Source organism: Pseudomonas sp. 67(2021), assembly GCF_017491835.1.
GTDB lineage: Bacteria > Pseudomonadota > Gammaproteobacteria > Pseudomonadales > Pseudomonadaceae > Aquipseudomonas > Aquipseudomonas atacamensis.
In genome coordinates this window covers 23,774-48,875 of record NZ_JAFGYL010000023.1, presented here as the reverse complement: position 1 = coordinate 48,875, position 25,102 = coordinate 23,774, and the positions used below count along the sequence as shown (strand labels likewise).

The following is a 25,102-nucleotide window of genomic DNA, read 5'->3' as shown; positions in this document are numbered from 1 at the left end:
AAAACCCTATATGTAGGGTCTCTCTTTTCGCCGTGCTACAAGATAATGCGTTTCAGGGGGGGATTGCAACGTACTACCTGTGGATAAGCCTGTGCGTAATTTGTGTAAGAAAGAGGGAAAACGCGTGTAGGCCGCGAACCTGCTGAGCCAGACCGTTTGTCATTGTTTTTTTGTCTGGAAAAACGCTTCAGCGGTTTTTTAAGGGCGCGAACCCTATCACAGAATTCCGCCTTGTCCGAACGCATTTACCGACTTGTTTTCCGGGTGAGCGGCGTTTATACAATCGCTGGGTGCATGGGCATTTTTATCCTCCTGAAACATGACAGATGATCGGGAGGTACACGCAGGATTGTGGGAGCGAGCCTGCTCGCGAATCGGTTGACCACTGAGCATTCAGGTTGGAGCAACAGACGCTTTCGCGAGCGGGCTCGCTCCCACAGGTTTTGTCCGTGTCAGGCGATTGTCTTTCTTCTTTTAATAAAAACAGCAAGCAGAGGTCACCGGTGGAGCAACAAACCTGGCAGGTATTGATCGTCGAGGATGACCAGCGACTGGCCGAGCTCACCCGCGATTACCTGCAAGCCAATGGCCTGCGCGTGGAGATCGAAGGCAACGGTGCGCTGGCGGCGGCGCGGATCATCAAGGAGCAGCCGGATCTGGTGATCCTCGATCTGATGCTGCCCGGCGAGGATGGCCTGAGCATCTGCCGCAAGGTGCGCAGCCAGTACGACGGGCCGATCCTGATGCTCACCGCGCGCACCGATGACGCTGATCAGATCCACGGCCTCGACCTCGGTGCCGACGACTACGTATGCAAACCCGTGCGTCCGCGCTTGTTGCTGGCGCGCATCCAGGCGTTGCTGCGCCGCAGTGACACACCGGAGCCGGCCGCGGAAAAATCCCGGCGTTTGCAATTCGGTCCACTGGTGGTCGACAACGCGTTACGTGAAGCCTGGCTGAGCGACAACGGCATCGAGCTGACCAGCGCCGAATTCGACCTGCTGTGGCTGCTGGTGTCCAACGCCGGGCGGATTCTGTCCCGCGAAGAAATCTTCACTGCCCTGCGCGGCATTGGCTATGACGGCCAGGACCGTTCGATCGACGTGCGTATCTCGCGCATCCGCCCGAAAATCGGCGACGACCCCGACCATCCGCGCCTGATCAAGACCATCCGCAGCAAAGGCTACCTGTTCGTCCCGGAAGCCTGCGCAGACCTGGCGCTGTGAATTCGATCTTCCTGCGCATCTACGGCGGCATGTGCGCCGCGCTGATTCTGGTGGCGGTGCTTGGCGTGCTGGCGCTGAACCTGCTCAATCAGGTGCGCAGCGAGCAATACCGCGAACGCCTGGCCCACGGCACCTTCTCGCTGATGGCCGATAATCTGCAACCGATGAACCAGACCGAGCGCCATCGCGCGCTGCTGGTGTGGGAGCGGCTGCTCGGTATTCCGCTGACGCTGAAGAAATTCTCTGAAACCGACCTTGATCTGGCCCAGCGCACCCGTGTGTTGCGCGGTCAGGCGCTGGTCGAGCAGACCGGGCCACACGCGGCAAAGGTCTATCGGCTGATCAGCGAAAAAGAGCAAATGATGCTGGTGGGCGAGGTACAGCAAATCAGCGAGCAACTGGCCCGGGCGACCATTTACCTGCTGGCCGATGAACTGGTGCGGGTACCGGTCGGCGAACAGCCCAAACGTCTGGCGCAGATAAAGCAGGAAAAGGGCTTTGGCTTCGATCTGCGTCTGGTCACGGTAAATGACGCCGACATGGACGAAGATCAGAGCCGCCGCGTGGCCGAGGGCGATACGGTGATGGCGCTGGGCAAGGGCGGCGATTCGATCCGCGTCTTCGCCGGTATGGTCGGCACGCCGTGGGTGCTGGAAATCGGCCCGCTGTATCAGATGAATCCGTATCCGCCGGAATGGCTGGTATTGATTGCCGCGCTGGGCCTGACCCTGATCGGCCTTATCGTTTATCTGTTGGTGCGTCAGCTCGAGCGACGTTTGCGCGGCCTCGAAGCAGCGGCCACGCGCATCGCCAAGGGCAGCCTGGAAACCCGTGTGCCGGCGCGCGGTGCCGACTCGGTCGGACGGCTGGCGTTGGCGTTCAATGGCATGGCCGAGCACCTGCAACAGTTGCTGGCGATCCAGCGTGAACTGGTGCGTGCGGTTTCTCATGAACTGCGTACCCCAGTGGCGCGGCTGCGTTTCGGGCTGGAAATGATCGGCACGGCGACCACTCCGCAAGCGCTGGAAAAATACCGCGAAGGCATGGATCACGACATCGAAGACCTCGATAAGCTGGTCGACGAGATGCTCACTTACGCACGGCTGGAGCAGGGCTCGCCGGCGCTGACTTTCCAGCGCATCGATCTGGATGCGCTGGTCAATCAGGTGATCGCAGAATTGGCGCCGCTGCGCGCCGAGGTCACGGTGCAGCGCGGTTTGTGTTTGTCATCGGCCGACAACGACGGCGCGTGGGTCGAGGCCGAGCCGCGTTATTTGCATCGGGCGCTGCAGAATCTGGTGGGCAACGCGATGCGCCATGCGCATTCGCAGGTGACGGTGAGTTATCAGGTTGGCCAGTTGCGTTGTCGGATCGACGTCGAGGATGACGGGCCGGGCGTGCCGGAAGTGGCGTGGGAACGGATCTTCACGCCGTTTCTGCGCCTCGACGACAGCCGCACGCGCGCCTCGGGCGGGCATGGTCTGGGCTTGTCGATTGTGCGACGGATCATTCACTGGCACGACGGCCGGGCGATCATTGGCAAGAGCAAGAGTCTGGGTGGGGCCTGTTTCAGTCTGAGCTGGCCGAGGAATCAGGAGCGCCGCTGAGATTCGGGATACCGCCTTCGCGAGCAGGCTCGCTCCCACATTTGAAATGCAATCCCCTGTGGGAGCGAGCCTGCTCGCGAAGGCGCCATGACAGGCAATGCAAACTTCAGGCAGGAATGCTGACCAGACTCAACAACTGCCCATCCTGCACTGCAAACTGCGCCTCCAGCTCCGATCCGTTGCGCCATTCGCTGGACAAATCAGTCAACAACCGCAGCCTGACCTGACCCGCCGCACTCCATTCCAGCACTTCGGCATGCTCGAAATAAAAGCGCTGCTGCACGATCGGGTACAGCGCCTTGAACAAACTCTCTTTCACCGAAAACGTCAGGGTCACCCGCAGCGCCAGTTGCTCCTGCGAGCCTGCCGCCATGCGCTGCATTTCCGCCGGGGTGAGAATTTCCCCGGCCAGGCGTTCAGCGCGCTCGTTACTCAACAGGTTTTCCAGATCCATGCCCAAGCCGCGCCAGTGTTGCTTGTTGGCGACAATCGCCGCCGCACGGCCAGTGCTGTGGGTGATCGAACCGCAGATGTGCGCCGGCCAAACCGGCGCGCGGTCTTCGCCAATCGGCGGGACGATATTCAGGCCTTCGAGTTGTTGCAGCGCGGCACGGGCGCAAATGCGCCCGGCGAGAAACTCGGCCTGGCGCTTGGCCACCGAGCGCTGAATGCTCGGCGGCGTCGGCACAGCGCTGCGCTGGAAGTCATCGCCGAGCAGGCGTGTCGGGTCGAAGTGGGTACTGAGCAGCACGGTATCGGCCAGGACCGTCGGCAACGGCCAGTGGCTGTCGAGCGCAGTGCAGCAGGCGGGCAGGGCGGGGGTGGTATGCATGGCGGGCATTTTGCCGGTTAGTCGAGGCAAGGTCGAGAACGGCGGTGAAGCCTTCGCGAGCAGGCTCGCTTCCACAGGGGATTTTCTGTGCGACAGGGATCCAATGTGGGAGCGAGTCTGCTCGCGAAGGCCGCGCCTCGGTCGCTACTGACTCAGCCGAAAATCTTCTTGAAGAACGCCTGCATATCCGCCCAGGATTTTTCATCCGCCGCCTTGTTGTAACCAATGTCCGGCCCGCCATGCTCGCCATGGCTCAAACGATCGGCATCCGGATTGCTGAAACCATGCTTGGCGCCATCCAGACTGACGAACTGGTAGTCCGCCCCGGCCTTGTCCATCTCTGACTTGAAGGCGGTGACGTGGTCCTGAGTGACCATGCTGTCCAGCGCACCGTGCTCGACGAGGATTTTCGCCTTGACGCTGCCCGGAGTCGCCGGGGTCTTGGTTGCCAGCGCGCCATGGAAACTCACCACGCCGGCCAGCGGCACACCCTGACGCGCCGCATTCAGCACCACGGCGCCACCGAAGCAATAGCCGATGGCGGCGATCCTGTTCGGGTCGGTCTGCTTTTGCTTCTTCAACAGATCGAGCCCGGCGGCGAAGCGTTTACTGGCGGCATCGGCATCCTTGGTCGCTGCCTGCATGAAGGCCATGGCGTCTTTCGGGTGCTCGGTGTTTTTGCCTTCACCGTACATATCGATGGCCAGAGCGCTGTAGCCGAGTTCGGCAAGATCCCGCGCGCGGCGCTTGGCGTAATCGTTCAGCCCCCACCATTCGTGAACCACGACAACGCCGGGGCGTGGGCCTTTGATCGCGTCGTCGTAGGCGTAGTAGCCGATCAGTTGGCTGCCGTCGGCGCTTTGGTAGGGGATTTCTTCAGTCTTGATCGCAGCCTGGGTGAAGCTGCTGACTGCCAGCAAAGTGAGGGCGAGGAACAGGCGCATGGTCGGGTCTCCTTATTGAAAGTGGTCAGAACAGCCTAGTCGATCCGGTTCAGGTCAGGTTCAGAGACGGTTCAGGGGCCGTACAGGGGCGGCTCAGTAACCTTGCGCCATACCCAAACAGCACTGTGAAAGAGGAAATACCCATGACTCGTTTAAACAAATTGCTGCTGGCTTTTACCCTGTTAGGCTCCAGCATCGCGGCCAACGCCGACGACACCAGCAACTTCGCCGGCCTGACGTTCGGCCAGACCAGCGACAAGATCGACAAGTCCCACGCGCTCAACAACAATCTCGGCAACCCCAACGTCACCGGGGCCATCGACGGCAACAACACCTACGGCATGCGCCTCGGTCAGCAAAACAGCCAGGGCCGCTACTACGCCACCTACGACAACGTTTCCGGCTCGCACAATGGCGTTAAACTGCGCCAGGAAAATCTGCTCGGCAGCTATGACCTGTTCTACCCGGTGGGCGGCAGCACCAAGTTGTTCGGTGGCGCCACGGCCGGTCTGACCAAGCTGACGCAGGATTCGCCGGGTTTCAGCCGTGACAGCGACATCGGTTACGCCATCGGTGGCCAGGTCGGTGTGTTGCAGCAAGTTTCGCAGAACACCTCGATAGAACTCGGTTACCGTTACCTGCGCAGCAACGCCAGCACCGAAATGAAAGACAGCGGCGGCAGCAAACAGGGCTCGCTGGACTTGACCAGCAGCGCGCAGACCTACCTGTCGGCCAACTACTATTTCTAAGCGGTTGTCGCCGATTGAAGTGTGGGAGCGAGCCTGCTCGCGAAAGGGGTGTATCAGCCGACACTTGCTTGGCTGATCCACCGTATTCGCGAGCAGGCTCGCTCCCACAGGTAGTTGCCTGGAGAGTTCAAGTGATAGGGAGAAAGGCATGAAACTGTTGGTCGTCGAAGACGAGGCGCTGTTGCGTCATCACCTGCAAACCCGCCTGACGGAAAGCGGTCATGTGGTCGAGTCCGTGGCCAATGCCGAGGAGGCGCTGTACCAGACCGGCCAGTACAACTTCGATCTGGCGGTGATCGATCTCGGCCTGCCGGGCATGGGCGGCCTCGACCTGATCCGCCAGTTGCGCTCGGGCGGCAAGACCTTCCCGATCCTCATACTCACTGCGCGCGGCAACTGGCAGGACAAGGTTGAAGGACTCGCCGCCGGTGCCGACGATTACGTAGTGAAGCCGTTCCAGTTCGAAGAACTCGACGCACGCCTGAACGCATTGCTGCGCCGCTCCAGCGGCTTCACCCAGTCGACCATCGTTGCCGGGCCGTTGCTGCTCGACCTCAATCGCAAACAGGCCAGCCTCGATGAACAACCGCTGGCGCTGACCGCTTACGAATACCGCATCCTCGAATACCTCATGCGCCACCATCAGCAGGTGGTGCCCAAGGATCGCTTGATGGAGCAGCTGTATCCGGATGACGACGAGCGCGATCCGAATGTCATCGAAGTGCTGGTCGGCCGTCTGCGCCGCAAGCTCGAAGGCCCGGCCGGGTTCAAACCGATCGACACCGTGCGCGGCCTTGGCTACCTGTTCAATGAGCGCTGCACTTGATCCGTTCCCTTCGCGTTCGCTTGATGCTCGCCGCCACCACGTTGGCGGTGTTGTTCATGCTCGCTTTGTTGCCGGCGATGCAGGGCGCGTTCAGCCTTGCCTTGCAGGACTCGATCGAACAACGCCTGGCCTCCGACGTCACCACATTGATCTCCGCCGCGCGGGTGGAAAACGGTCGGCTGGTGATGCCGTCGCAATTGCCCGACGAGCGTTTCAACCTCACCGATTTCCGCTTGCTCGGCTATATCTACGACCGCGACGGCAAACTGGTGTGGCGCTCGAAAGCCACCCAGGAAGAACAGATCAACTACAAACCGCGCTACGACGGCCTCGGCAACGAGTTCGCGCGGATTCGTGAAGCCAGCGGTCAGGAGTTCTTCGTCTACGACGTCGAAGTCAAATTGCTCGGCGGCAAAAGCGCAGCGTTCAGCATCGTTGCTCTGCAACCGGTGCGTGAATACGAAACCACCCTCGAAGGCCTGCGGGAAAACCTCTATCTGGGCTTCGGCGCGGCATTGCTGGTTTTGCTGGCATTGCTGTGGATCGGCCTGACCTGGGGCCTCAAGGCCTTGCGCCGCTTGAGCCAGGAACTCGACGAAATCGAAGGCGGCACCCGCGAAAGCCTGACGGAAAAACACCCGCGTGAACTGCTGCGCCTGACCGGCTCGCTCAACCGCTTGCTGCTCAGCGAACGCCAGCAACGCAGCCGCTACCGCGACTCCCTCGACGACCTCGCCCACAGCCTGAAAACCCCGTTGGCGGTGCTGCAAGGCGTCAGCGAAGACATGGCCCAGCGCCCTGAAGACCGTGATCAGGCGTGGGTTCTGCAAAGTCAGATCGAACGCATGAGCCAGCAGATCAGCTACCAACTGCAACGGGCCAGCCTGCGCAAAAGCGGCCTGGTGCGCCATCAGGTGCGCCTGCAACCAGTGCTCAAAAGCCTCTGCGATACGCTGGACAAGGTCTACCGCGACAAACATGTGCGCGTGACCTTTGATCTGCCGGAGCATTGCTACGTGCCGATCGAGCAGGGCGCCCTGCTGGAAATGCTCGGTAACCTGCTGGAAAACGCCTACCGCCTGTGCCTCGGCGAAGTGCGGGTCAGCGTGCGCGAATCACTGGCCGGGATCGAGTTGTGTGTCGAGGACGATGGCCCGGGTGTGCCACTCGATCAGCGTGCGCGGATTCTTGAGCGTGGCGAACGGCTGGACGCCCAGCATCCCGGGCAGGGCATCGGGCTGGCGGTGGTCAAGGACATCATCGAAAGCTACAACGCGCGTTTGGCTTTGGGCGATTCACCGATGGGCGGGGCGGCGTTCAGGATTCATTTTCCTGCGGTGTGAAGGTTGGCAGTGCCAGCCTCTTCGCGAGCAGGCTCGATCCCGCCTTGAAAAGCATTCTCCTGTGGGAGCGAGCCTGCTCGCGAAGGCGTCTGACTTCACAACTCCTGTGCCCGATAAGCCCCCGGTGTCAGCCCCGTCCATTTCTTGAATGCCCGGTGAAACGCCGAAGGCTCAGAGAACCCGAGCTGCTCGGCAATCTGCTGCAACGACAGATCCGCGCGGCCCAGATGATAGATGGCGATATCCCGCCGCAGCTGATCTTTCAGCTCCTGAAAACTGGTGCCTTCCTCGCGCAAGTGCCGGCGCAAGGTCTGCGGGCTGATATGCAGATGCGCCGCAACCGCTTCCAGATCAGGCCAGTGCGCAGCGTCGCGACTGAGCAAGCGGCGCAGACGGCTGCTCAGGCTGTCGCCGTCGTCCGGGCGTGAGAGCAGGTCGGCGGGGGAGCGTTCGAGGAAGTGCTTGAGCGTGCGTTCGTCCTGCAACAGCGGCATTGCCAGGTAGCGACTGTGAAACAGCAGGCTGCTTTGCTCGGCATCAAAGGTCAGCGGGCAGGGGAACAGCAGGTCGTATTCGCTGCCGTGCTCGGGGCGCGGATAGCTGAAGGTTGCCTGCTCAAGGCGTATCCGCTGGCCGATCAGCCAACTGCCGAGGCGGTGCCAGATCACCAACAGACTCTCGCTGAGAAAACGATCCGGGTCCCACCACTGCGCGTCGTCCAGACTCAAACGCACCCATTCGTCTTCGCGGCGCAGGGTCAGGCGTGGGGAGTCGGGGAACAGGCTGTAAAACAACAAGCCACGTTGCAGAGCCTTCTCCAGGTTGCGGCAGTGAATCGAGGCGTGGCACATCATGGCGAAGCTGCCGGGCTTGCTCGGCGCGCTGCCGAAACCCAGGTATTCGTCGTCCAGCGCCAGCCACAGCCCTTGAATCAGCCGGGTGAACTGCTCCGGGGCAATCCGCGCGCGGGGTTCGTCGAGCAACTCCGGGCTGATCCCCAGTTGCTGCAACAGACCTGAATAATCCAGGCCGCGCCGGCGTGCGCCGCCAAGGGCGGCACGGGCGAAATGGCTGGCGATGGTGCGTTCGCGCATAAGCGGCAATCCTTGTTCAGGCACCGATCGTAACGGCGGGCCGGCAACGCCACAAGGCGGATTTCCGCCAAATTGCAGGACGCCGAACGCTCAGTTGGCGGAAATCCGCCATGCCTCAAGTCACTGATTGGTGACAGGAAAATCCCCCAGCCCCTGATATCAAAAGGCTTGCTGCCATTCGCACCAATCTGGCACGACGTTTGCGATACAAGCGACAGAAGCGTGCATTTCTCCGACCGGGAAAAATGCCGTTCCAACAACAAATCCCTCCAGTGCAGGAGGGTTCGCAATTAAGGTTCAGCGCTCGACAGATGGATGTTGCCGCTGGACGCTTGAGGAAACCTGCAATGACGACTCGTCAGCCACTGTACAAATCCCTGTATTTCCAGGTGATCGTTGCCATCGCCATCGGCATCCTGCTTGGTCACTTCTATCCGCAGACCGGTGTGGCCCTCAAGCCACTGGGTGACGGCTTCATCAAGCTGATCAAAATGGTCATCGCCCCGATCATCTTCTGTACTGTTGTCAGCGGCATCGCCGGCATGCAGAACATGAAGTCGGTAGGCAAGACCGGCGGCTACGCGCTGCTGTACTTCGAAATCGTTTCCACCATTGCCCTGCTGATCGGTCTGATCGTGGTCAACGTTGTGCAACCGGGCGCCGGCATGCACATCGACGTCACCACCCTCGACGCCTCGAAAATCGCCACCTACGTGACGGCCAGTAAAGACCAGAGCATTGTCGGTTTCCTCCTCAATGTGATCCCGAACACCATCGTCGGCGCGTTCGCCACCGGTGACATCCTGCAAGTGCTGATGTTCTCGGTGATCTTCGGCTACGCCCTGCATCGCCTGGGTTCGTACGGTCGTCCGCTGCTGGACATGATCGATCGCTTCGCCCACGTGATGTTCAACATCATCAACATGATCATGAAACTGGCGCCGCTGGGTGCGTTCGGTGCCATGGCGTTCACCATCGGTGCCTACGGTGTCGGCTCGCTGGTGCAACTGGGCCAGTTGATGATCTGCTTCTACATCACCTGCGTCCTGTTCGTCGTGCTGGTGCTGGGTGCGATCTGCCGGGCTCACGGTTTCAGCGTATTCAAGCTGGTGCGCTACATCCGTGAAGAACTGTTGATCGTACTGGGTACGTCCTCGTCGGAATCGGCACTGCCACGCATGCTGATCAAGATGGAGCGTCTGGGCGCGAAGAAATCGGTAGTGGGTCTGGTGATCCCGACCGGTTACTCGTTCAACCTCGACGGTACTTCGATCTACCTGACCATGGCCGCCGTGTTCATCGCCCAGGCGACTGACACGCACATGGACATCACCCACCAGATCACCCTGCTGCTGGTACTGCTGCTGTCCTCCAAAGGCGCGGCGGGTGTGACCGGTTCGGGCTTCATCGTCCTGGCCGCGACACTGTCGGCGGTAGGTCACCTGCCGGTTGCCGGTCTGGCGCTGATCCTCGGTATCGACCGTTTCATGTCTGAAGCCCGCGCACTGACCAACCTGGTCGGTAACGCTGTAGCGACCATCGTCGTCGCCAAGTGGGTCAAGGAACTGGACACCGATCAACTGCAGACCGAGCTGGCTTCCGGCGGTCGCGGTATCTCCGATGAGCGTGAAGAAGACGACCTGGGTGTGGCTGAAGGCCCAACCCCGAGCAATGTGAAGTAAGCATCGCTTGCACAGAAAAACCCGCCTCGGCGGGTTTTTTTGCCCCCGGAATTTGAGCGCAACGGTCACACCTGCTGACATTTGCGGTGATTGCCGCATCGGCGATGGCTGCCTAGGCTGAGTACATCGCCCAAGGAGTTCGCCCATGTCTGCACCGCTGGCCTCACTGAAGATTCTCGATTTCTCCACCTTGCTGCCGGGCCCGTTCGCCTCGTTGCTGCTGGCGGACATGGGCGCCGAGGTGCTGCGCATCGAATCGCCAACCCGTATGGATCTGCTGCGGGTGCTGCCGCCGCATGATGGCGGGGTCTCGGCCAGCCACGCTTATCTGAACCGCAACAAGCGCAGTCTGGCGCTGGATCTCAAACAGCCCGAAGCGTTGGAGATCATCAAGCAACTGCTGGGCGAGTACGACATCGTGCTCGAGCAGTTTCGCCCCGGGGTGATGGAGCGCCTGGGCCTGGGTTATGAAGCGTTGAAAGCGATCAATCCAAAGCTGATTTATGTGTCGATCAGCGGTTACGGCCAGACCGGGCCGTACAAGGAACGCGCCGGGCATGACATCAACTATCTGGCGCTGGCCGGGCTTGCCAGCTATACCGGGCGCGCCGACAGCGGGCCGTTGCCGCTGGGCATGCAGGTGGCGGACGTGGCGGGCGGCTCGCTACACGGCGTGATCGGCTTGCTGGCAGCGGTGATTGCCCGTCAGCAAACCGGGCAGGGCACCCATCTGGATGTGAGCATGACCGACTGCGCGTTCAGCCTGAACGCCATGGCCGGCGCTGGCTATCTGGCCTGCGGCGCGGAACCGGGCCGGGAAGACCAGATGCTCAATGGCGGCAGCTTTTACGATTATTACCGTACCCGGGATGGGCGCTGGATGTCGGTGGGCAGTCTGGAGCCGGCCTTCATGCAGCAATTGTGCACGGCGCTGGGCCGGCCGGAACTGGCCGCGCAAGGGTTGTCGCCCAGGCCTGAGCAACAACAGGCCTTGAAAGAGGCGTTGCGCATTGAATTCGAGCGGCATGATTTTGCAGAACTGTGTGAGTTGTTCGCCGGGGTCGATGCCTGTGTCGAGCCGGTACTGAGTCTGGGCGAGGCGTTGCGCCACCCGCAAATGCAGGCGCGGGAGCTGGTGACCCAGGTACCGCGCGGCGATGGCACGACGCAGGCGCAGATGGCTTGTCCGTTGAAATTTTCTGAGGCGTTGCCGGCGCCAAGACATGTTGGCGCCGGTTTGGGGCAGCATACGGATGAGGTGTTGGGGGAGTTGGGCTTGAGTGCTGAGCGGATCGCCGAGTTGCGTTCGGCCAAGGTGATTCTGTAGCGCCCATGCCGCCGCCTTCGCGAGCAGGCTCGCTCCCACATTGAAATGCATTCCCCTGTGGGAGCGAGCCTGCTCGCGAAGGGGTCAGTCAATACAACCCAGGAACCAACTATTCCACCCGCATCTCACCACTGAACACCAGCGTACTGCGGCAGCGCCGGCACAGATACCGCCGCCCTTGCCGCACCAGGCCATGACGCTGGGCGGTAAACGGGAAATCACTGTCGGGGCACGGGCATTTGTAGATATAGCGGGTCACGCTGCGCCGCTTGATTTCATAGGTGTGGCAGCGATCCGGCGGCAATTCGTAGACGCCGCGCATGATCAGTTGCCACTCCTCGCCATGGGGCTGGATGCGGTCGCCGAACAGTTGATGAGCGATCAGGTGAGCGACTTCGTGAGCGACGGTCTGCTTGAGGAAGTGCTCGGTGTTTTCCCGGTACAGCTGCGGATTAAAGCGCAGCAGGTTCTCGTGCAGATGCGCGACACCGGCTTTCTGCCCGCGCAGCTTGAGACTGACGACGGGGCGTTTGAAGGAACGTTTGAAAAAGGATTCAGCGAGTTGGTAACAGTCTTCGACGCGGGTATTGAGTTGCTCGGGCATGCTTGATGGATCTCCAGAGGCGCCGAGTATGCCGCAACCCCGGCGACTTGCGAATCGCCGACCTGCCGAATGGTCGTCGCCCAACGAGAAGGCCGCCTTGCGGCGGCCTGTATTGGCAGATGTTGTTTTTCTCAGGGAGGAAACAGGTCAGTTGGTATAGACCGGGCCGACACCCAGGCCCCAGACAATCACGGTGAACGCCATGATCGCCACCAGCACCACCAGCCCAACCGCGAGCACCGAGCTGGAAAACAGAAAACCTTCATCCGAAGGGATGTTCATGAAGGTCGGCAGGCCGACATACAACAGATACACCGTATAGCAGATGGCCGCCGTGCCGACGATCATCCCCAGCCACATGTGCGGATACAGCGCCGCCAGACCGCCGACGAACAACGGTGTCGCGGTGTATGTGGCAAACGCCACGCAACGGGCCAGGCTTGGATTGGCGTCATAGGTGCGCGCCATCCAGTGCACGAAGGCGCCCATCACCGCGACCCCGCCGAGCATCGCCAGGTACGACATGATGGTCATCCACAGAGCGCTTTCAAACGTGAGCATCACCGGCGCGCGATTGCCGATCACCCAGCCGACCTGGGTCGTGCCGATGAACGCCGAGACAGCGGGGATCGCCGCCAGAATCAGCGTGTGCGTCAGGTACATGTGGCTGATGCTTTCCTCTTGGTCGCCACGGATCTCCTTCCATTCCTGATCGGGGTGGGTAAACAGTCCCACTACGTGATGGATCATGCCATTCACTCCTCTTGTCATTGCCATCGCCCCCCCACGGAGCGCCTACGGGCCAAGATGGCCGAGCAAATACAGGTCTTCAGATGTGTGCGACCTTATGTCGCAGTATAGAAAGGACTCCAGCGCACCGGTATGCCGGGCTTAGAGCAAATCGCGCTGTAAACGGGGTGGGTAATCGCCTCGGAGTCTTGCGGTGAAGGCATTTATGAGGTTGAAACACTTTTGTGGCGAGGGGATTTATCCCCGTTCGGCTGCGCAGCAGTCGCCAGCCCATTCAGCGCGTAGTGTCAGGCAATACGAGTTCTCAGGTATTGGGGCTGCTTCGCAACCCAGCCGGGATAAATCCCCTCGCCACAGATGCTTCGCGCTACTGGGGTTTTTGCGTAAAATGCCGGCCTTTCGTCACACCTCACGGATTTCGCGTCATGGGCACTCTTACGGTCAACCAGAACAAACTGCAAAAGCGCCTGCGCCGCCTGGCCGGCGAAGCGATCGCCGATTTCAACATGATCGAAGATGGCGACAAGGTTATGGTCTGCCTGTCCGGGGGCAAGGACAGCTACACCATGCTTGACGTGCTGATGCACCTGCAGAAGGTTGCACCGATCAAGTTCGACATCGTCGCGGTGAACATGGACCAGAAACAGCCGGGCTTTCCCGAGCACGTGCTGCCGGCCTACCTGAAAGAGTTGGGCATTGAGTATCACATCGTCGAGAAAGACACTTACTCGGTGGTCAAGGAACTGGTGCCGGAAGGCAAGACCACCTGTTCGCTGTGCTCGCGCCTGCGTCGCGGCACGCTTTACACCTTCGCTGACGAAATCGGCGCGACGAAAATGGCCCTCGGTCATCACCGCGACGACATCGTCGAAACGTTCTTCCTCAACATGTTCTTCAACGGCACCCTGAAAGCGATGCCGCCGAAGCTGCGCGCCGACGACGGCCGCAACGTGGTGATTCGCCCGCTGGCGTACTGCAACGAGAAGGACATTCAGGCCTACTCGGACCTCAAGCAATTCCCGATCATCCCGTGCAACCTCTGCGGCTCGCAGGAAAATCTGCAGCGCCAGGTGGTCAAGGAAATGCTCCAGGACTGGGACCGCAAGACCCCGGGCCGCACCGAATCGATTTTCCGCAGCCTGCAGAACGTGGTGCCGTCGCAACTGGCCGACCGCAACCTGTTCGACTTCACCAGCCTGAAGATCGACGAAACCGCGGCTTCGCGTTTCGTCAATGTCGTCAATCTGTAAACACAACCTGTAGAAGCGAGCCCTGTGGCGAGGGGATTCATCCCCGCTGGGGCGCGAAGCGGCCCCAAAATCTCGGGTCTGCTGCGCAGCCCAGCGGGGATGAATCCCCTCGCCACAGGGGCCTGCTTCTGCAGGTGTTATTCATTTCCAAACCTCAGGAGAGGGCATGCGCGATTACAAGTGGCTGCACGAATACTGTCTGAACCGTTTCGGTTCGGCGGCTGAACTGGAAGCCCATCTGCCCGTTCCCAAGACCCCCGCACAACTGCGCAAGATCCGCGACGACCGCTACCTCTCGACCATGGCCCTGCGGGTTTTTCGCGCCGGGCTCAAGCACAGCCTGGTCGACGCCAAGTGGCCGGCGTTCGAAGAGGTGTTCTTCAAGTTCGATCCGGAAAAAGTCGTGCTGATGAGCGCCGAACACCTTGAGCGCCTGATGCAGGACGCGCGGATCATCCGCCACCTCGGCAAACTGAAAAGCGTGCCGCGCAATGCGCAGTTCATTCTCGATGTGGAAAAGGACAAGGGCAGCTTCGGCGCGCTGATCGCCGACTGGCCGGTGACCGATATCGTCGGTCTGTGGACCTACCTGAAAAAGCACGGCCACCAACTCGGCGGGCTGTCGGCGCCACGCTTTTTGCGCATGGTCGGCAAGGACACGTTCGTGCCGAGCTACGACGTGGTCGCAGCGTTGAATGCACAGAAGATCGTCGACAAAGTGCCGACCAGCCAGCGTGATCTGGCGACGGTGCAAAACGCGTTCAACCAATGGCACGAACAGAGCGGCGGACGGCCGATGAGCCAGATTTCGATGATGCTCGCCTATACCGTCAACCATTAAGTCAATCTGATCGTTCCCATGCTCCGCGTGGGAACGCCGCCCGGGACGCTCCGCGTCCCTGAGACGCAGAGCGTCTCTGGATGCGTTCCCACGCAGAGCGTGGGAACGATCGGTGTAGCAACTGATGGCGATCGGTCAGGCGACGCTGATCTCGCCTTCACCCGCCAATTTGCGATTCAACTGATAGCGCCAGCGCACATACAACAGCGCCGAGCAGAATACCGCCAGGCTCGCGGCCATTTCCAGCAGGCCGAACAGCTGCCGGTTGGGGTCGTACGCCGCCAGGGCGCCTTTGATGAAATACAGGTTCACCACAAAACACATCCACGAATGGCCACGGGCGCTGCCCATGATCATCGCCGGGGCGAGCACCAGCCACGGGATCAGCTCGACCAGCAGAATCACCCACGGCCGCGCGCCATGCAGATCGGCGAACACCAGGTAATAAACAGCGAGCAAGCCGGCGAGGGCGAAAAAGCTCAGCAGGCTGAGCACGCGCATCGCCTTGACCCGTGGCTCAAGCCACTCTGTCGAGGGCAGGACTTTCGGCTTCTTCGCCATCAGCCCACCAGCTTCTGCGCGGTTTTCGCCAGACGCAGACCGAGTGCGCGACACAGCGCCACTTCGTGCTGGTCGAGACCGTTCTTGCCGTCGGCACCGGCGTGATGGCTGGCGCCATAAGGCGTGCCGCCACCTTCGGTTTCGAGCAGGGCCGATTCACTGTAGGGCAGGCCGGTGATCAACATGCCGTGATGCAACAGCGGCAACATCATCGACAACAGCGTGGTTTCCTGACCGCCGTGCAGGCTGGCGGTGGAGGTGAACACGCCGGCCGGTTTGCCGACCAGCGCGCCGGTCAGCCAGAGGTTGCTGGTGCCGTCGAGGAAGTACTTGAGCGGCGCGGCCATGTTGCCGAAACGCGTCGGACTGCCCAAGGCGAGGCCGGCGCAGTTCTTCAGATCATCGAGGCTGGCGTAGAGCGCGCCCTCAGCGGGAATCTCCGCCGCCACCGCTTCGCACTCGGTGGAAATCGCCGGCACTGTGCGCAGACGCGCTTCCATTCCGGCCTGCTCGATGCCCCGGGCGATCTGCCGGGCCATCTCGTTGGTCGAACCGTTGCGGCTGTAATAGAGAACCAGAATGTACGGCGTGCTCATGGCAACAACTCCAGCACGTTTTCCGGTGGGCGACCGATGACGGCCTTGTCGCCGACTTCCAGAATCGGCCGCTCCATGAGTTTCGGGTGTGCGGCGATGGCGTCGATCAATTGCTGCTCGCTGAGGCTGGCGTCGGCCAGGTTCAGGGTTTTGTATTCCTCTTCACCGCTGCGCAGCAGCTGCCGCGCGCTGATCCCGAGCTTGCCGAGCAGGGCCTTGATCTGCGCGGCGCTGAGCGGCGTTTCCAGGTAGCGCACGACAGTCGGAGTCAAGCCGCGGGCTTCAAGCAGTTCCAGCGCGCCGCGGGATTTCGAGCAGCGCGGATTGTGATAAAGCGTCAGATCGGTCATGGCGGGTCGCTTCTGGCGTAAAGTGGCGGCTATTCTAACTGTGCGGCGCGCAATCCAGAACCGTCAGAGGCGATGGGTCGCAGGCGCTTTCGAATTTTCACAAGGAACACGACATGACACGGCGATTGGCAGCGGCATTGACGATAATCGGGGCGTTGATGCTGGGGGGCTGCGGCAATGATTACGGCATCGACCAGAACGGCCAGAAGGTAGCGTCCGAACGTCTGGACAAGCAGTGGGTGGTGCTCAATTACTGGGCCGAATGGTGTGGCCCGTGCCGCACGGAAATTCCCGAGTTGAATCATTTGGCTGATGAGCTCAAGAGCAAGAACGTCGGTGTGTTCGGGGTCAACTTCGACAACGTTCAGGGCGCGGAGCTGAAAGAGGCGAGCGAAAAACTCGGCATCAAGTTCACCGTGCTGGCGCAGGATCCGGCCGAGCTGTTCGACCTGCCGCGCAGTGAGGCGCTGCCGGTGACGTTCATCATCGATGACAAGGGCAAGGTGCGTGAGCAGTTGCTCGGCGAGCAGACGGCGGCGGGGGTGCTGGCGAAGCTGGAGGCGTTGCGGAACAAGTAACCTGTGGCGAGGGGATTCATCCCCGTTGGGCTGCGTAGCAGCCCTGAATTTGCAGTTCGCCTGGAACTGCGCAGGGGGCCGCTTCGCGACCCAACGGGGATGAATCCCCTCACCACAGGTAACCCCCTGCGGGCATAGAAGGGCTCAGCCCTCTTCCAGCCACCAGCGCAACGGTTTGCCTTGAGCCGGCCAGAAGCGCACCTGCTCGATGGGCGAAATGTCCCAGCGCTCGACTTTTTCCAGCGCCTGCAAAAAGCGTTGTTCCTGCTCCATCAACGCCGGGGCGCAGAGCTTGCGGGTCTTGCCGATCTTGCCGAAGCTCAGCTTGTCGCCGTCCTGCGTGTAAGGCGCGAACCAATGGTTGCAGCCGCCGTTGCCGTAGGCGCGGCCGTCATCGCCAAGGGTCACGGTCAGATGGCTGTAATCCATCAGTGGCCGCTCGCCGATCCATTCCAGAATGTAGCTGCGGTTGTGCTGCAGTTGCACCGGCTCTGCGGCGCAACCTACCAGGCCGACACCGATCAGTGCGGTCAGGGCGAGGCGTTTCATCACGCAGGCTCCTGGCATTTCGGGCAAAGGTGCCTGTCGCCGACGGCTTTCCAGCCCAGCTCGGCGATGCGCGCGGTGGCGGCGGGTTTCTCGGCGGACTTGCCGAGTTTGGCATCCACGGCGAATTCGAAGCTCAGCTCTTTCGCGCAGCTGTCGCAGTTGACCTGCCAGGTGTGAATGGCCAGTTCGCCGAACACCGGGCCTGTGGTCATCGCGGTCCATTGGCCTGGCGGATTGATCAAGTGGCGGACCGTGTCGACGGTCAGGCGCATGGACAAATCCTTGCTGCCTTTGAGCGTGACCAACAGGGCATCGCCGATACGGATCGAGCCACCGTTGCCGGTCACCTGATAGCGGCCTGGAACCAGGGCGCGGCATTCGGTGAGGGTGTGTTGCGGGTTCATCAGGGTGTAGCGGAAATCGTGTTCGACCATGGGTCCTCCAAATATGCGCGACATGCTAGCACGGGCTCGATTGCAGAATGATGCGCGCGTGCGACCTTCGATCCGGTTCAAATGCGCCGACAGTCATGGCAAACTGCCGGCCCCCGAATCTGAAGGAACGGAACATGGCGCTGATCGAATGTTATGAATGCAAGCGGAGCATCAGTTCCGAAGCGCTGGTGTGCATTCACTGCGGCGCCCCGATGGCCGAACACGCCTCCATGCAGGCGCAGTCCGCGGCGGCAGCGGCGCAGCCCGCGACAATCTCCTTCGGCAGCCTGCCTCGCAACAAGGCTGTGCCCGAGGCGGTTGCGCCACCAGTGGCCGAGCCGCTGCCCAAAGTGATGCCGGCGGCAGCAGGGCGTCGCCGTCGTCAGCAGGCCGCAGAACAGGCGCGTCAGGCGCAACAACCGCTCAACGCCGATGGCAGTCGCCCGGTGGAAGGCTGGCTGAAAATCATGGTGTTTCTGTTGCCAGCGTTTTTCGTCTGGTTCCTGCTGCGCAACGGCCATTCGAGCAAGCAGCGCCTGCTCGGTTTTGGCTGGCTGGGCTTGCTGATCCTGGCGTCTTCGCTGTCCAAGTAAAACCGTTCAACCCTCGACCTGGTTCTGCGGCGCACCTGCCGCCCAGGTCGCGATGTTGTGCAGGGTGGTCGCGGCAATCGCGCCCAGCGCCTCGCGGGTCAGAAACGCCTGATGCGCGGTGATGATCACGTTGGGAAACGTCAGCAGACGCGCCAACACATCGTCCTGCAACGGCAGGTCGGAGCGATCCTCGAAAAACAGCTGCGCCTCTTCCTCGTAAACATCCAGCCCCAGATAACCGAGTTGGCCGTCCTTGAGCGCGTCGATCAGCGCTGGCGTGTCCACCAGCCCGCCACGCCCGGTGTTGATCAGCATCGCCCCGGCCTGCATGTGCGCCAGTGAGTCGCGATTGATCAGGTGCTTGCTCTGTTCGTTGAGCGGGCAATGCAGACTGATGATCCGCGACTGCGCGAGCAATTCCGGCAGGCTCAGATAACGTGCGCCCAACGCCAGCACCTCGGGGTTGGGATACGGATCGTAGGCGAGCAATTCACAGCCGAAGCCGTGCATGATTTTCGCGAAGGTGGCGCCGATCTGCCCCGTGCCGACGATGCCGACGGTTTTGCCGACCAGATCGAAACCGGTCAGGCCATGCAGGCTGAAATCACCTTCGCGGGTGCGGTTGTAGGCGCGATGCAAGCGACGATTGAGGGCGAGGATCAGCGCCACCGCATGTTCGGCCACGGCGTGCGGCGAGTAGGCCGGCACACGAACCACGGCCAGGCCAAGGCGTTTCGCCGCTGGCAAGTCGACATGGTTGTAACCCGCCGAACGCAGGGCAATCAGCCGCGTGCCACCGGCAGCGAGGCGTTCGAGCACCGGGGCGCTGAGGTCGTCATTGATGAACGCGCAGACCACTTCGTGTTGCTCGGCCAGCGCCGCCGTATCGAGGCTGAGCCGCGCCGCTTGAAAATGCAGTTCAAGCCCGGCCGGGCAGTCGGCGCCGAGAAAGCTGTCGCGGTCGTAGGTCTGGCTACTGAAAATGATCGTGCGCATGAATCCTCCTGGAACATCGACGCGGGCCGCAATGGCCCGCGACAACTGTAGCGCTTTGCGCGCGCCGTGCCTTGCCGTGGATCAGGCGCTGATGCGCGCCTGCGCCGCGAGTCGATTGATCGAACGCTCCAGTTCATCCAGTGCGGCGGCGGCTTTCGGATCGTCCTGCTTGAGCAGCGTTTCGCTGCGCTGGCAGGCGGCGCGCAGTTGCGGCACGCCGCAATAACGGGTCGCGCCGTGCAAGCGGTGCACGCGTTCAAGCAGGGCATTCTGGTCGTGGCTGTCACGCGCTGCGCGTATCGCTTCGCGGTCGGCTTCCAGCGACGCCAGCAGCATGGCGAGCATGTCCGCCGCCAGATCCGCCTTACCGGCCGCCAGACGCAAGCCTTCTTCGTGATCGAGCACTGGCAGTTCCTGCTGACTCGCCGCGCTGTCGCCGCTGCGCTCCGGCGCCTGATTGCGCAGGGCTAGTCCGGTCCACTTCAACACCACCTGCGCCAGTTGCCGTTCGCTGATCGGTTTGGTCAGGTAGTCGTCCATGCCGCTTTGCAGCAGCGCGCGTTTTTCATTGGCCATCGCGTGGGCCGTGAGCGCAACGATCGGCAGCGGTGTGCAATGCCGCTCGCTTTCCCACTGGCGAATGGTTTCAGTGGTCTGGCGACCGTCCATGCCCGGCATCTGCACGTCCATCAGCACCAGATCGAAAGATTCGCTCTGCACGGCTTTGACGGCCGCGTAACCGCTTTCGACCGCGAGCACGCGGGCGCCCATGTCTTCGAGCAGGGTCTGCACCAGCAACAGATTCGCCGGGTTGTCGTCGACACACAGCACGCGCGGCGCACGGCTGGACAGCGGCTCGCCCGGTTCGCTGCGGGTCTGGCGCGGATTGACCAGATCGGACAGCGCCCGGCGCAATTTGCGCGTACACGCCGGTTTGGCCTGAAGCTGGCTGTGCGGGTTGGGCACCGACAGGTGAAACAGCGTCTGTTCGGTGGTCGGGCACAGCACCAGCACTTTGCAGCCCAGGTGTTCGAGGTCCCAGATGTGCTGGTTCAAGCGTTCCGGGAGCATGTCGTTGCTGGTGATGCCGATCACCGCCAGATCGATCGCCTGATCGGTCTGATGCGCGCCGGTGACGCCATTGCTCAGGCTCTCCAGAGTATTGAACGGCGTAACTTGCAGTCCGCAGTCTTCCAGCTGATGTTGCAAGGCCTGACGCGCCAGTTCGTGGTTTTCCAGCACCGCCACACGGCGCCCGAGCAGCGGCGCGGCGGGCAGGTCTTCGGCATCGTCGCGGGTCTTGGGCAGGCTCAGGCTGATCCAGAATTCCGAGCCCTCGCCCGGCGTGCTGTCGACGCCGATCTCGCCGCCCATCTGTTCGATCAGGCGCTTGGAAATCACCAGCCCCAGCCCGGTACCGCCGGGTTGGCGCGACAGCGAATTGTCGGCCTGACTGAAGGCTTGGAACAGCGCGCGGACATCCTGACTCGACAGGCCGATGCCGGTGTCCTGAATGCTGATGCGCAGTTGCACGCTGTCTTCGTGTTCGTCTTCGAGCATCGCCCGGGCGACGATGGTGCCTTCGCGGGTGAACTTGATCGCGTTGCTGACCAGATTGGTGAGGATCTGCTTCAGGCGCAGCGGATCGCCGACCAGCGACAGCGGCGTATCGCGATAGACCAGGCTGACCAGCTCAAGCTGCTTGGCGTGCGCGGCCGGGGCGAGAATGGTCAGGGTGTCTTGCAGCAGGTCGCGCAGGTTGAACGGAATGTGATCGAGTACCAGTTTGCCGGCCTCGATTTTCGAGAAGTCGAGAATCTCGTTGATGATTCCCAACAGGCTGTCGGCGGACTTTTCGATGGTGCCCAGATAGTCGAGCTGGCGCGGGGTCAGTTCGCTTTTCTGCAACAGGTGGGTAAAGCCGAGAATGCCGTTGAGCGGCGTGCGGATCTCGTGGCTCATGTTGGCGAGGAACTCGGATTTGATCCGGCTGGCTTCCAGCGCTTCTTTGCGCGCCAGGTCCAGTTCGATGTTCTGGATCTCGATGGTTTCCAGGTTTTGCCGCACGTCCTCCGTGGCCTGATCGACGCTGTGCTGCAATTCTTCGCGAGCGTTCTGCAGGGTGCCGGCCATGCGGTTGATGCCGGAGGCCAGTTCATCCAGTTCCTGACTGCCGAGCGGCGGCAAGCGGGTTTCCAGATGACCGTCCTTGAGTTGCGCAACCGCTTGTTTGATCTGGCTCAGCGGACGGTTGATGGTGCGGCCCATGCGCAACGCGAGGAGGGCGGCGCCGGCAAGTCCGGCGGCGATCAGCAGCAGGCTGGCGAACAGGCTGCGATAGCCGCGCAGCAACATGCCGTTGTGCGACAGCTCCAGCTCGACCCAGCCGAGCAGGCGTTCGGATTCTTCGGGAATGATTTCGCCGGCGAGGTTGCGATGCTTGCCGAACACCGGCATCAGGTAGCGCGTTGCGTCATTGCCGCTGCGTCGTTGCAGCAGCGCGCTGTCGCCGCTCGGGGCCTGATTGAGCATGGTCGGGCCGGCGTGGGCCAGTGGCGAGCGGTCCGCCGCGAGGAAAGTCACCGCACGCACGTCGGGTTGTTCAAGGGACTGGGTGGCGATGCGTTCAAGCAGATCGGCGTCGCCGTGACCCATCGCCGGCGCCACCAGCGGCGCCAGTTGCTCGGCGATCATTTCGCCGCGCTGCATCAATTGGCTGTGCAGGTCGGTCTGCTGCGTCCAGGTGAAATAGCCACCCAGCACCAGCGCCATCAGGCTGGTCGGCAACAAGGTCAGCAACAGCACGCGACCTTTGATTCCCAGTTTCTTGAGCACGCCTATCTCCCGCATCCCGCTGATCTGTTGACACATGCGTGCATCCGGCACGCGACATGGGCGCAGTGTAGCGATTTGCAGGCGGGCAATCTTGCGGAAAATGCAGCGCCGCCCACGCACTCGTTCGTCCGACAGGCCAAGCTTGTGTTGCCCGCTGTCGGACAATCTTGAATAATCCGCCAACTGAGAATTACTTGCAGATACTCATGACTCCTGTTTCCGTTGGCCAGCCACGCATCCTTTCCATTGAAGACGATCCGGTCCTCGGCGCGTATGTGCACGAGCATCTGGGCCGCAGCGGTTTTCAGGTGACCTGGTGCCAGAACGGCCAGGAAGGTCTGAACATCGCCCAGCGTCAGCCTTTCGACGTGGTGCTGATGGATATTCTGCTGCCGGGGCTCGATGGTCTGCAGTTGTTGACGCAATTGCGGCAGAGCCATTCGACGCCGGTGTTGCTGATGTCGGCGCTGGGTGCCGAGGCCGATCGCATCAGTGGTTTCCGCCTCGGCGCCGATGACTATTTGCCCAAGCCGTTCAGCATGGCCGAGTTGCATGTGCGCATCGAAGCGATCCTGCGCCGCGTGGCCCTGGATCGGCGCCCGCCTGCGGTTACCGCTGCGGTGGTCAGCGGCGCCCTGCGTTTCGATGACGAACAGTGCGACGTGTTTTTCCGCGAGCAAGCGGCCGGGCTGACCCGCAGCGAATTCCGTCTGCTGGAAACCCTTCACCGCAACAACGAGGAGGTGCTGAGCAAAGCCTTCCTTTATCAGCACGTCCTGCAACGCGGCTTTGCGGCGCACGACCGCAGCCTCGACATGCACATCAGCCAGATCCGCCGCAAACTCAAAGCCATCGGTTATACCGAGCGCGAAGTGCGCACGGTGTGGGGCAAGGGCTATGTCTTGAGTGGCGCTGGTGAAACTGTCTGAGCTGCCGGGGCGGCATTCGCTGTTCTGGAAACTGGCGTGCCTGCTGGTGGCGTTCTGTCTGCTGATGATCTGGCTGAGCTGGTCATGGGGCCGTTATATGGAGGAGCGCAATCAGTTTCTCTCCAGTGACGCGCGCAGCACGCTCAGCCGTTATGCCGCACAAGCCGAACAAGCGTGGCAGCGCGGCGGGCGCAATGGCGTCGATGACTGGTTGCAGAGCATGGAATTGCGCGAGGCCAGTTGGGTCGGGGTGATCGGCGCTGATTTGCAGTCGCTGAGCAGCCAGCCTTTGAACGCGGCAGAGGTGCAGCACCTGACCTTTTTGCGCGGCCTCGACTGGCCGATCCACAAGAAGGGCCGACCCTGGCTGCGGGTACCGTTCCCGCAGGATCCGGCCGCCGGCATTCTCGTCATTGAATTGCCCGAACGCTTTGTTCCGGGCAAGTACCGGGTGTTCTGGCGGGTGATCACCAACGGTGTGATTCCCGGGCTGTTCACCCTGTTGCTCTGCGTCGGCCTGTATCGCCTGTTGGTGGTGCCGCTGAACAACCTGCGCGAACAGGCCAACGCCTGGCGCGCCGACCAGTTGAATGTGCGCCTGTCGAGCGGCATCACCCAGCGCCCGGATGAACTCGGTGAGCTGGCGCGGGCCTTCGATTCCATGTCCGAGCGCCTGCAAAGCACAGTCGCCCTGCAACAGCAGTTGTTGCGCGACCTGTCTCACGAACTGCGCACGCCGCTGAGCCGCCTGCGCGTGGCCAGCGAAAGCGAACAGGGCCTGGCGCAATTGCGCGAACGCATCGGCCGCGAAGTCGACGGCATGCAACGTTTGGTCGAAGACACCCTGCAACTGGCCTGGCTCGACACCGACCGTTCACCGTTGCCGGATGAAGCGATCCAGATTCAGGCGCTGTGGGAAATGCTCACCGACAACGCCTGCTATGAAAGCGGCTGGCCGAGTCTGCAACTGCAATGCTCGGTCGAGGCATCGTGCTGGGTGCGCGGCAACCTCAATACCCTGGCGCAAGCGCTGGAAAACATCCTGCGCAACGCCATTCGTCACTCGCCCGAGGGCGGGATTGTGCGTCTCGATGCACGGCGCGATGGCGAGTATTGGCATTTGTGGCTGGAGGATCAGGGCGGCGGCGTGGCTGACGAAGATCTGCAGCGGATCTTTTCGCCGTTCATTCGATTGGACGGCTCAAGGCCCGGGGGTGGTGGCTTTGGCCTGGGCTTGAGCATTGCCCGCAACGCGGTGCAGCGCCAGGGCGGGTTGCTCTGGGCGGAAAACACCGGGGCGGGGTTGCGGTTGAATTTGCGCTTGTTGGCGGATGATGGTGTCGCACCGACTGGCGCTATCGCTGGCAAGCCAGCTCCCACAGGGAGTTTCTGCCAAACACAAATCGTGTGAAGACTCGGTCTCTGTGGGAGCTGGCTTGCCAGAGATGAGGCCATCCGCATCGCTGCAGATGAAGTCTGGCGAACTTAAATGTCTCACCACTGGTTGGACTGTTGTCCCTTATTCCCATAAACCATAAGCACCGCACTTTGCGTGATATGGCCTGCGCGGGTTTGCCGGTATGATAGGCGCCCCCGCACGTCTGGA

General features: G+C 61.6%; 25 protein-coding genes. 13 read left to right on the top strand and 12 right to left on the bottom strand.

Features of this window, described 5'->3' with window-relative positions; genetic code table 11:
• Window positions 1-503 precede the first annotated feature (503 nt).
• Window positions 504-1,226: a response regulator gene (locus J5M66_RS22905; protein ID WP_024013985.1), complete on the top strand. Its 723-nt coding sequence runs from the start codon at window positions 504-506 to the stop codon at window positions 1,224-1,226.
• Window positions 1,223-2,833, top strand: coding sequence for an ATP-binding protein (locus tag J5M66_RS22900; protein ID WP_122707485.1), 1,611 nt, complete (start codon window positions 1,223-1,225; stop codon window positions 2,831-2,833). Before J5M66_RS22905 ends, J5M66_RS22900 begins: the two co-directional genes overlap by 4 nt.
• Window positions 2,834-2,939: 106 nt before the next feature.
• Here the strand turns inward: J5M66_RS22900 and J5M66_RS22895 are convergent, their stop codons facing one another.
• Window positions 2,940-3,665, bottom strand: a complete 726-nt coding sequence (locus J5M66_RS22895; RefSeq protein ID WP_207809747.1) for a 4'-phosphopantetheinyl transferase superfamily protein — start codon at window positions 3,663-3,665, stop codon at window positions 2,940-2,942.
• A gap of 152 nt (window positions 3,666-3,817) precedes the next feature.
• Window positions 3,818-4,609: a dienelactone hydrolase family protein gene (locus J5M66_RS22890; RefSeq protein WP_207809744.1), complete on the bottom strand. Its 792-nt coding sequence runs from the start codon at window positions 4,607-4,609 to the stop codon at window positions 3,818-3,820.
• Between the two features lie 143 nt (window positions 4,610-4,752).
• Here J5M66_RS22890 and J5M66_RS22885 point away from each other — a divergent pair, with 143 nt between their 5' ends.
• The 3 genes from J5M66_RS22885 (at window position 4,753) to J5M66_RS22875 (ending at window position 7,527) form a co-directional block, all read left to right on the top strand.
• Window positions 4,753-5,358, top strand: a complete 606-nt coding sequence (locus J5M66_RS22885) for a hypothetical protein (protein ID WP_206421715.1) — start codon at window positions 4,753-4,755, stop codon at window positions 5,356-5,358.
• Between the two features lie 148 nt (window positions 5,359-5,506).
• Window positions 5,507-6,184: a response regulator transcription factor gene (locus J5M66_RS22880; protein ID WP_016773623.1), complete on the top strand. Its 678-nt coding sequence runs from the start codon at window positions 5,507-5,509 to the stop codon at window positions 6,182-6,184.
• Window positions 6,181-7,527: an ATP-binding protein gene (locus tag J5M66_RS22875; RefSeq protein WP_024013980.1), complete on the top strand. Its 1,347-nt coding sequence runs from the start codon at window positions 6,181-6,183 to the stop codon at window positions 7,525-7,527. Before J5M66_RS22880 ends, J5M66_RS22875 begins: the two co-directional genes overlap by 4 nt.
• A gap of 95 nt (window positions 7,528-7,622) precedes the next feature.
• Here the strand turns inward: J5M66_RS22875 and J5M66_RS22870 are convergent, their stop codons facing one another.
• On the bottom strand, window positions 7,623-8,621 hold the full coding sequence (locus J5M66_RS22870) for an AraC family transcriptional regulator (RefSeq protein WP_207809742.1): 999 nt from the start codon (window positions 8,619-8,621) through the stop codon (window positions 7,623-7,625).
• Window positions 8,622-8,968: 347 nt separating this feature from the next.
• Here J5M66_RS22870 and J5M66_RS22865 point away from each other — a divergent pair, with 347 nt between their 5' ends.
• Window positions 8,969-10,303 (top strand): dicarboxylate/amino acid:cation symporter, encoded by a 1,335-nt coding sequence (locus tag J5M66_RS22865; protein ID WP_122707473.1) that lies wholly within the window; start codon window positions 8,969-8,971, stop codon window positions 10,301-10,303.
• A gap of 145 nt (window positions 10,304-10,448) precedes the next feature.
• Window positions 10,449-11,630 (top strand): CaiB/BaiF CoA-transferase family protein, encoded by a 1,182-nt coding sequence (locus J5M66_RS22860; RefSeq protein ID WP_206421716.1) that lies wholly within the window; start codon window positions 10,449-10,451, stop codon window positions 11,628-11,630.
• Between the two features lie 109 nt (window positions 11,631-11,739).
• Here J5M66_RS22860 and J5M66_RS22855 read toward each other — a convergent pair whose 3' ends face one another.
• Complete coding sequence (locus tag J5M66_RS22855) at window positions 11,740-12,234, bottom strand: SprT family zinc-dependent metalloprotease (protein WP_024013976.1); 495 nt, start codon at window positions 12,232-12,234, stop codon at window positions 11,740-11,742.
• Between the two features lie 147 nt (window positions 12,235-12,381).
• Window positions 12,382-12,984 (bottom strand): Yip1 family protein, encoded by a 603-nt coding sequence (locus J5M66_RS22850; RefSeq protein ID WP_016773629.1) that lies wholly within the window; start codon window positions 12,982-12,984, stop codon window positions 12,382-12,384.
• A 425-nt stretch (window positions 12,985-13,409) separates the two neighbouring features.
• On the opposite strand from J5M66_RS22850, the gene ttcA reads away from it, so the two are divergent.
• Window positions 13,410-14,234, top strand: a complete 825-nt coding sequence (gene ttcA / locus J5M66_RS22845; protein WP_056788114.1) for a tRNA 2-thiocytidine(32) synthetase TtcA — start codon at window positions 13,410-13,412, stop codon at window positions 14,232-14,234.
• 166 nt (window positions 14,235-14,400) lie between these two features.
• A complete protein-coding gene (locus J5M66_RS22840) occupies window positions 14,401-15,075 on the top strand; it encodes a DNA-3-methyladenine glycosylase I (RefSeq protein ID WP_016773632.1) in 675 nt (224 codons plus the stop codon).
• Between the two features lie 135 nt (window positions 15,076-15,210).
• On the opposite strand, the gene J5M66_RS22835 is transcribed toward J5M66_RS22840, so the two are convergent.
• Genes J5M66_RS22835 through arsC form a run of 3 tightly spaced genes read right to left on the bottom strand, consistent with a single transcriptional unit; the run spans window position 15,211 to window position 16,582 of the window.
• Window positions 15,211-15,636 (bottom strand): DUF2069 domain-containing protein, encoded by a 426-nt coding sequence (locus J5M66_RS22835; protein ID WP_206421717.1) that lies wholly within the window; start codon window positions 15,634-15,636, stop codon window positions 15,211-15,213.
• Complete coding sequence (gene wrbA, locus J5M66_RS22830; protein ID WP_041479575.1) at window positions 15,636-16,232, bottom strand: NAD(P)H:quinone oxidoreductase; 597 nt, start codon at window positions 16,230-16,232, stop codon at window positions 15,636-15,638. Before wrbA ends, J5M66_RS22835 begins: the two co-directional genes overlap by 1 nt.
• Complete coding sequence (arsC, locus tag J5M66_RS22825) at window positions 16,229-16,582, bottom strand: arsenate reductase (glutaredoxin) (protein ID WP_130911305.1); 354 nt, start codon at window positions 16,580-16,582, stop codon at window positions 16,229-16,231. Before arsC ends, wrbA begins: the two co-directional genes overlap by 4 nt.
• Before the next feature lie 113 nt (window positions 16,583-16,695).
• On the opposite strand from arsC, the gene J5M66_RS22820 reads away from it, so the two are divergent.
• A complete protein-coding gene (locus tag J5M66_RS22820; protein ID WP_123443635.1) occupies window positions 16,696-17,160 on the top strand; it encodes a TlpA disulfide reductase family protein in 465 nt (154 codons plus the stop codon).
• Between the two features lie 144 nt (window positions 17,161-17,304).
• Here the strand turns inward: J5M66_RS22820 and J5M66_RS22815 are convergent, their stop codons facing one another.
• Both J5M66_RS22815 and J5M66_RS22810 read right to left on the bottom strand, forming a co-directional pair.
• Window positions 17,305-17,709: an META domain-containing protein gene (locus J5M66_RS22815; protein ID WP_123443634.1), complete on the bottom strand. Its 405-nt coding sequence runs from the start codon at window positions 17,707-17,709 to the stop codon at window positions 17,305-17,307.
• Complete coding sequence (locus J5M66_RS22810; protein ID WP_024013971.1) at window positions 17,709-18,143, bottom strand: hypothetical protein; 435 nt, start codon at window positions 18,141-18,143, stop codon at window positions 17,709-17,711. The genes J5M66_RS22815 and J5M66_RS22810 overlap by 1 nt, the downstream gene beginning before the upstream one ends.
• Window positions 18,144-18,277: 134 nt before the next feature.
• Between J5M66_RS22810 and J5M66_RS22805 the strand changes: the two genes are divergently transcribed.
• Window positions 18,278-18,736 (top strand): hypothetical protein, encoded by a 459-nt coding sequence (locus J5M66_RS22805; protein WP_123443633.1) that lies wholly within the window; start codon window positions 18,278-18,280, stop codon window positions 18,734-18,736.
• A gap of 6 nt (window positions 18,737-18,742) precedes the next feature.
• Here the strand turns inward: J5M66_RS22805 and J5M66_RS22800 are convergent, their stop codons facing one another.
• On the bottom strand, window positions 18,743-19,732 hold the full coding sequence (locus J5M66_RS22800) for a 2-hydroxyacid dehydrogenase (RefSeq protein WP_197892568.1): 990 nt from the start codon (window positions 19,730-19,732) through the stop codon (window positions 18,743-18,745).
• 81 nt (window positions 19,733-19,813) lie between these two features.
• Entirely contained in the window at window positions 19,814-22,567 is a 2,754-nt protein-coding gene (locus tag J5M66_RS22795; protein WP_073472548.1) for a response regulator, read from the bottom strand.
• 206 nt (window positions 22,568-22,773) lie between these two features.
• Here J5M66_RS22795 and J5M66_RS22790 point away from each other — a divergent pair, with 206 nt between their 5' ends.
• A complete protein-coding gene (locus tag J5M66_RS22790; RefSeq protein ID WP_207809740.1) occupies window positions 22,774-23,496 on the top strand; it encodes a response regulator transcription factor in 723 nt (240 codons plus the stop codon).
• Complete coding sequence (locus J5M66_RS22785; RefSeq protein ID WP_207809739.1) at window positions 23,483-24,907, top strand: sensor histidine kinase; 1,425 nt, start codon at window positions 23,483-23,485, stop codon at window positions 24,905-24,907. Before J5M66_RS22790 ends, J5M66_RS22785 begins: the two co-directional genes overlap by 14 nt.
• Window positions 24,908-25,102: the final 195 nt, after the last annotated feature.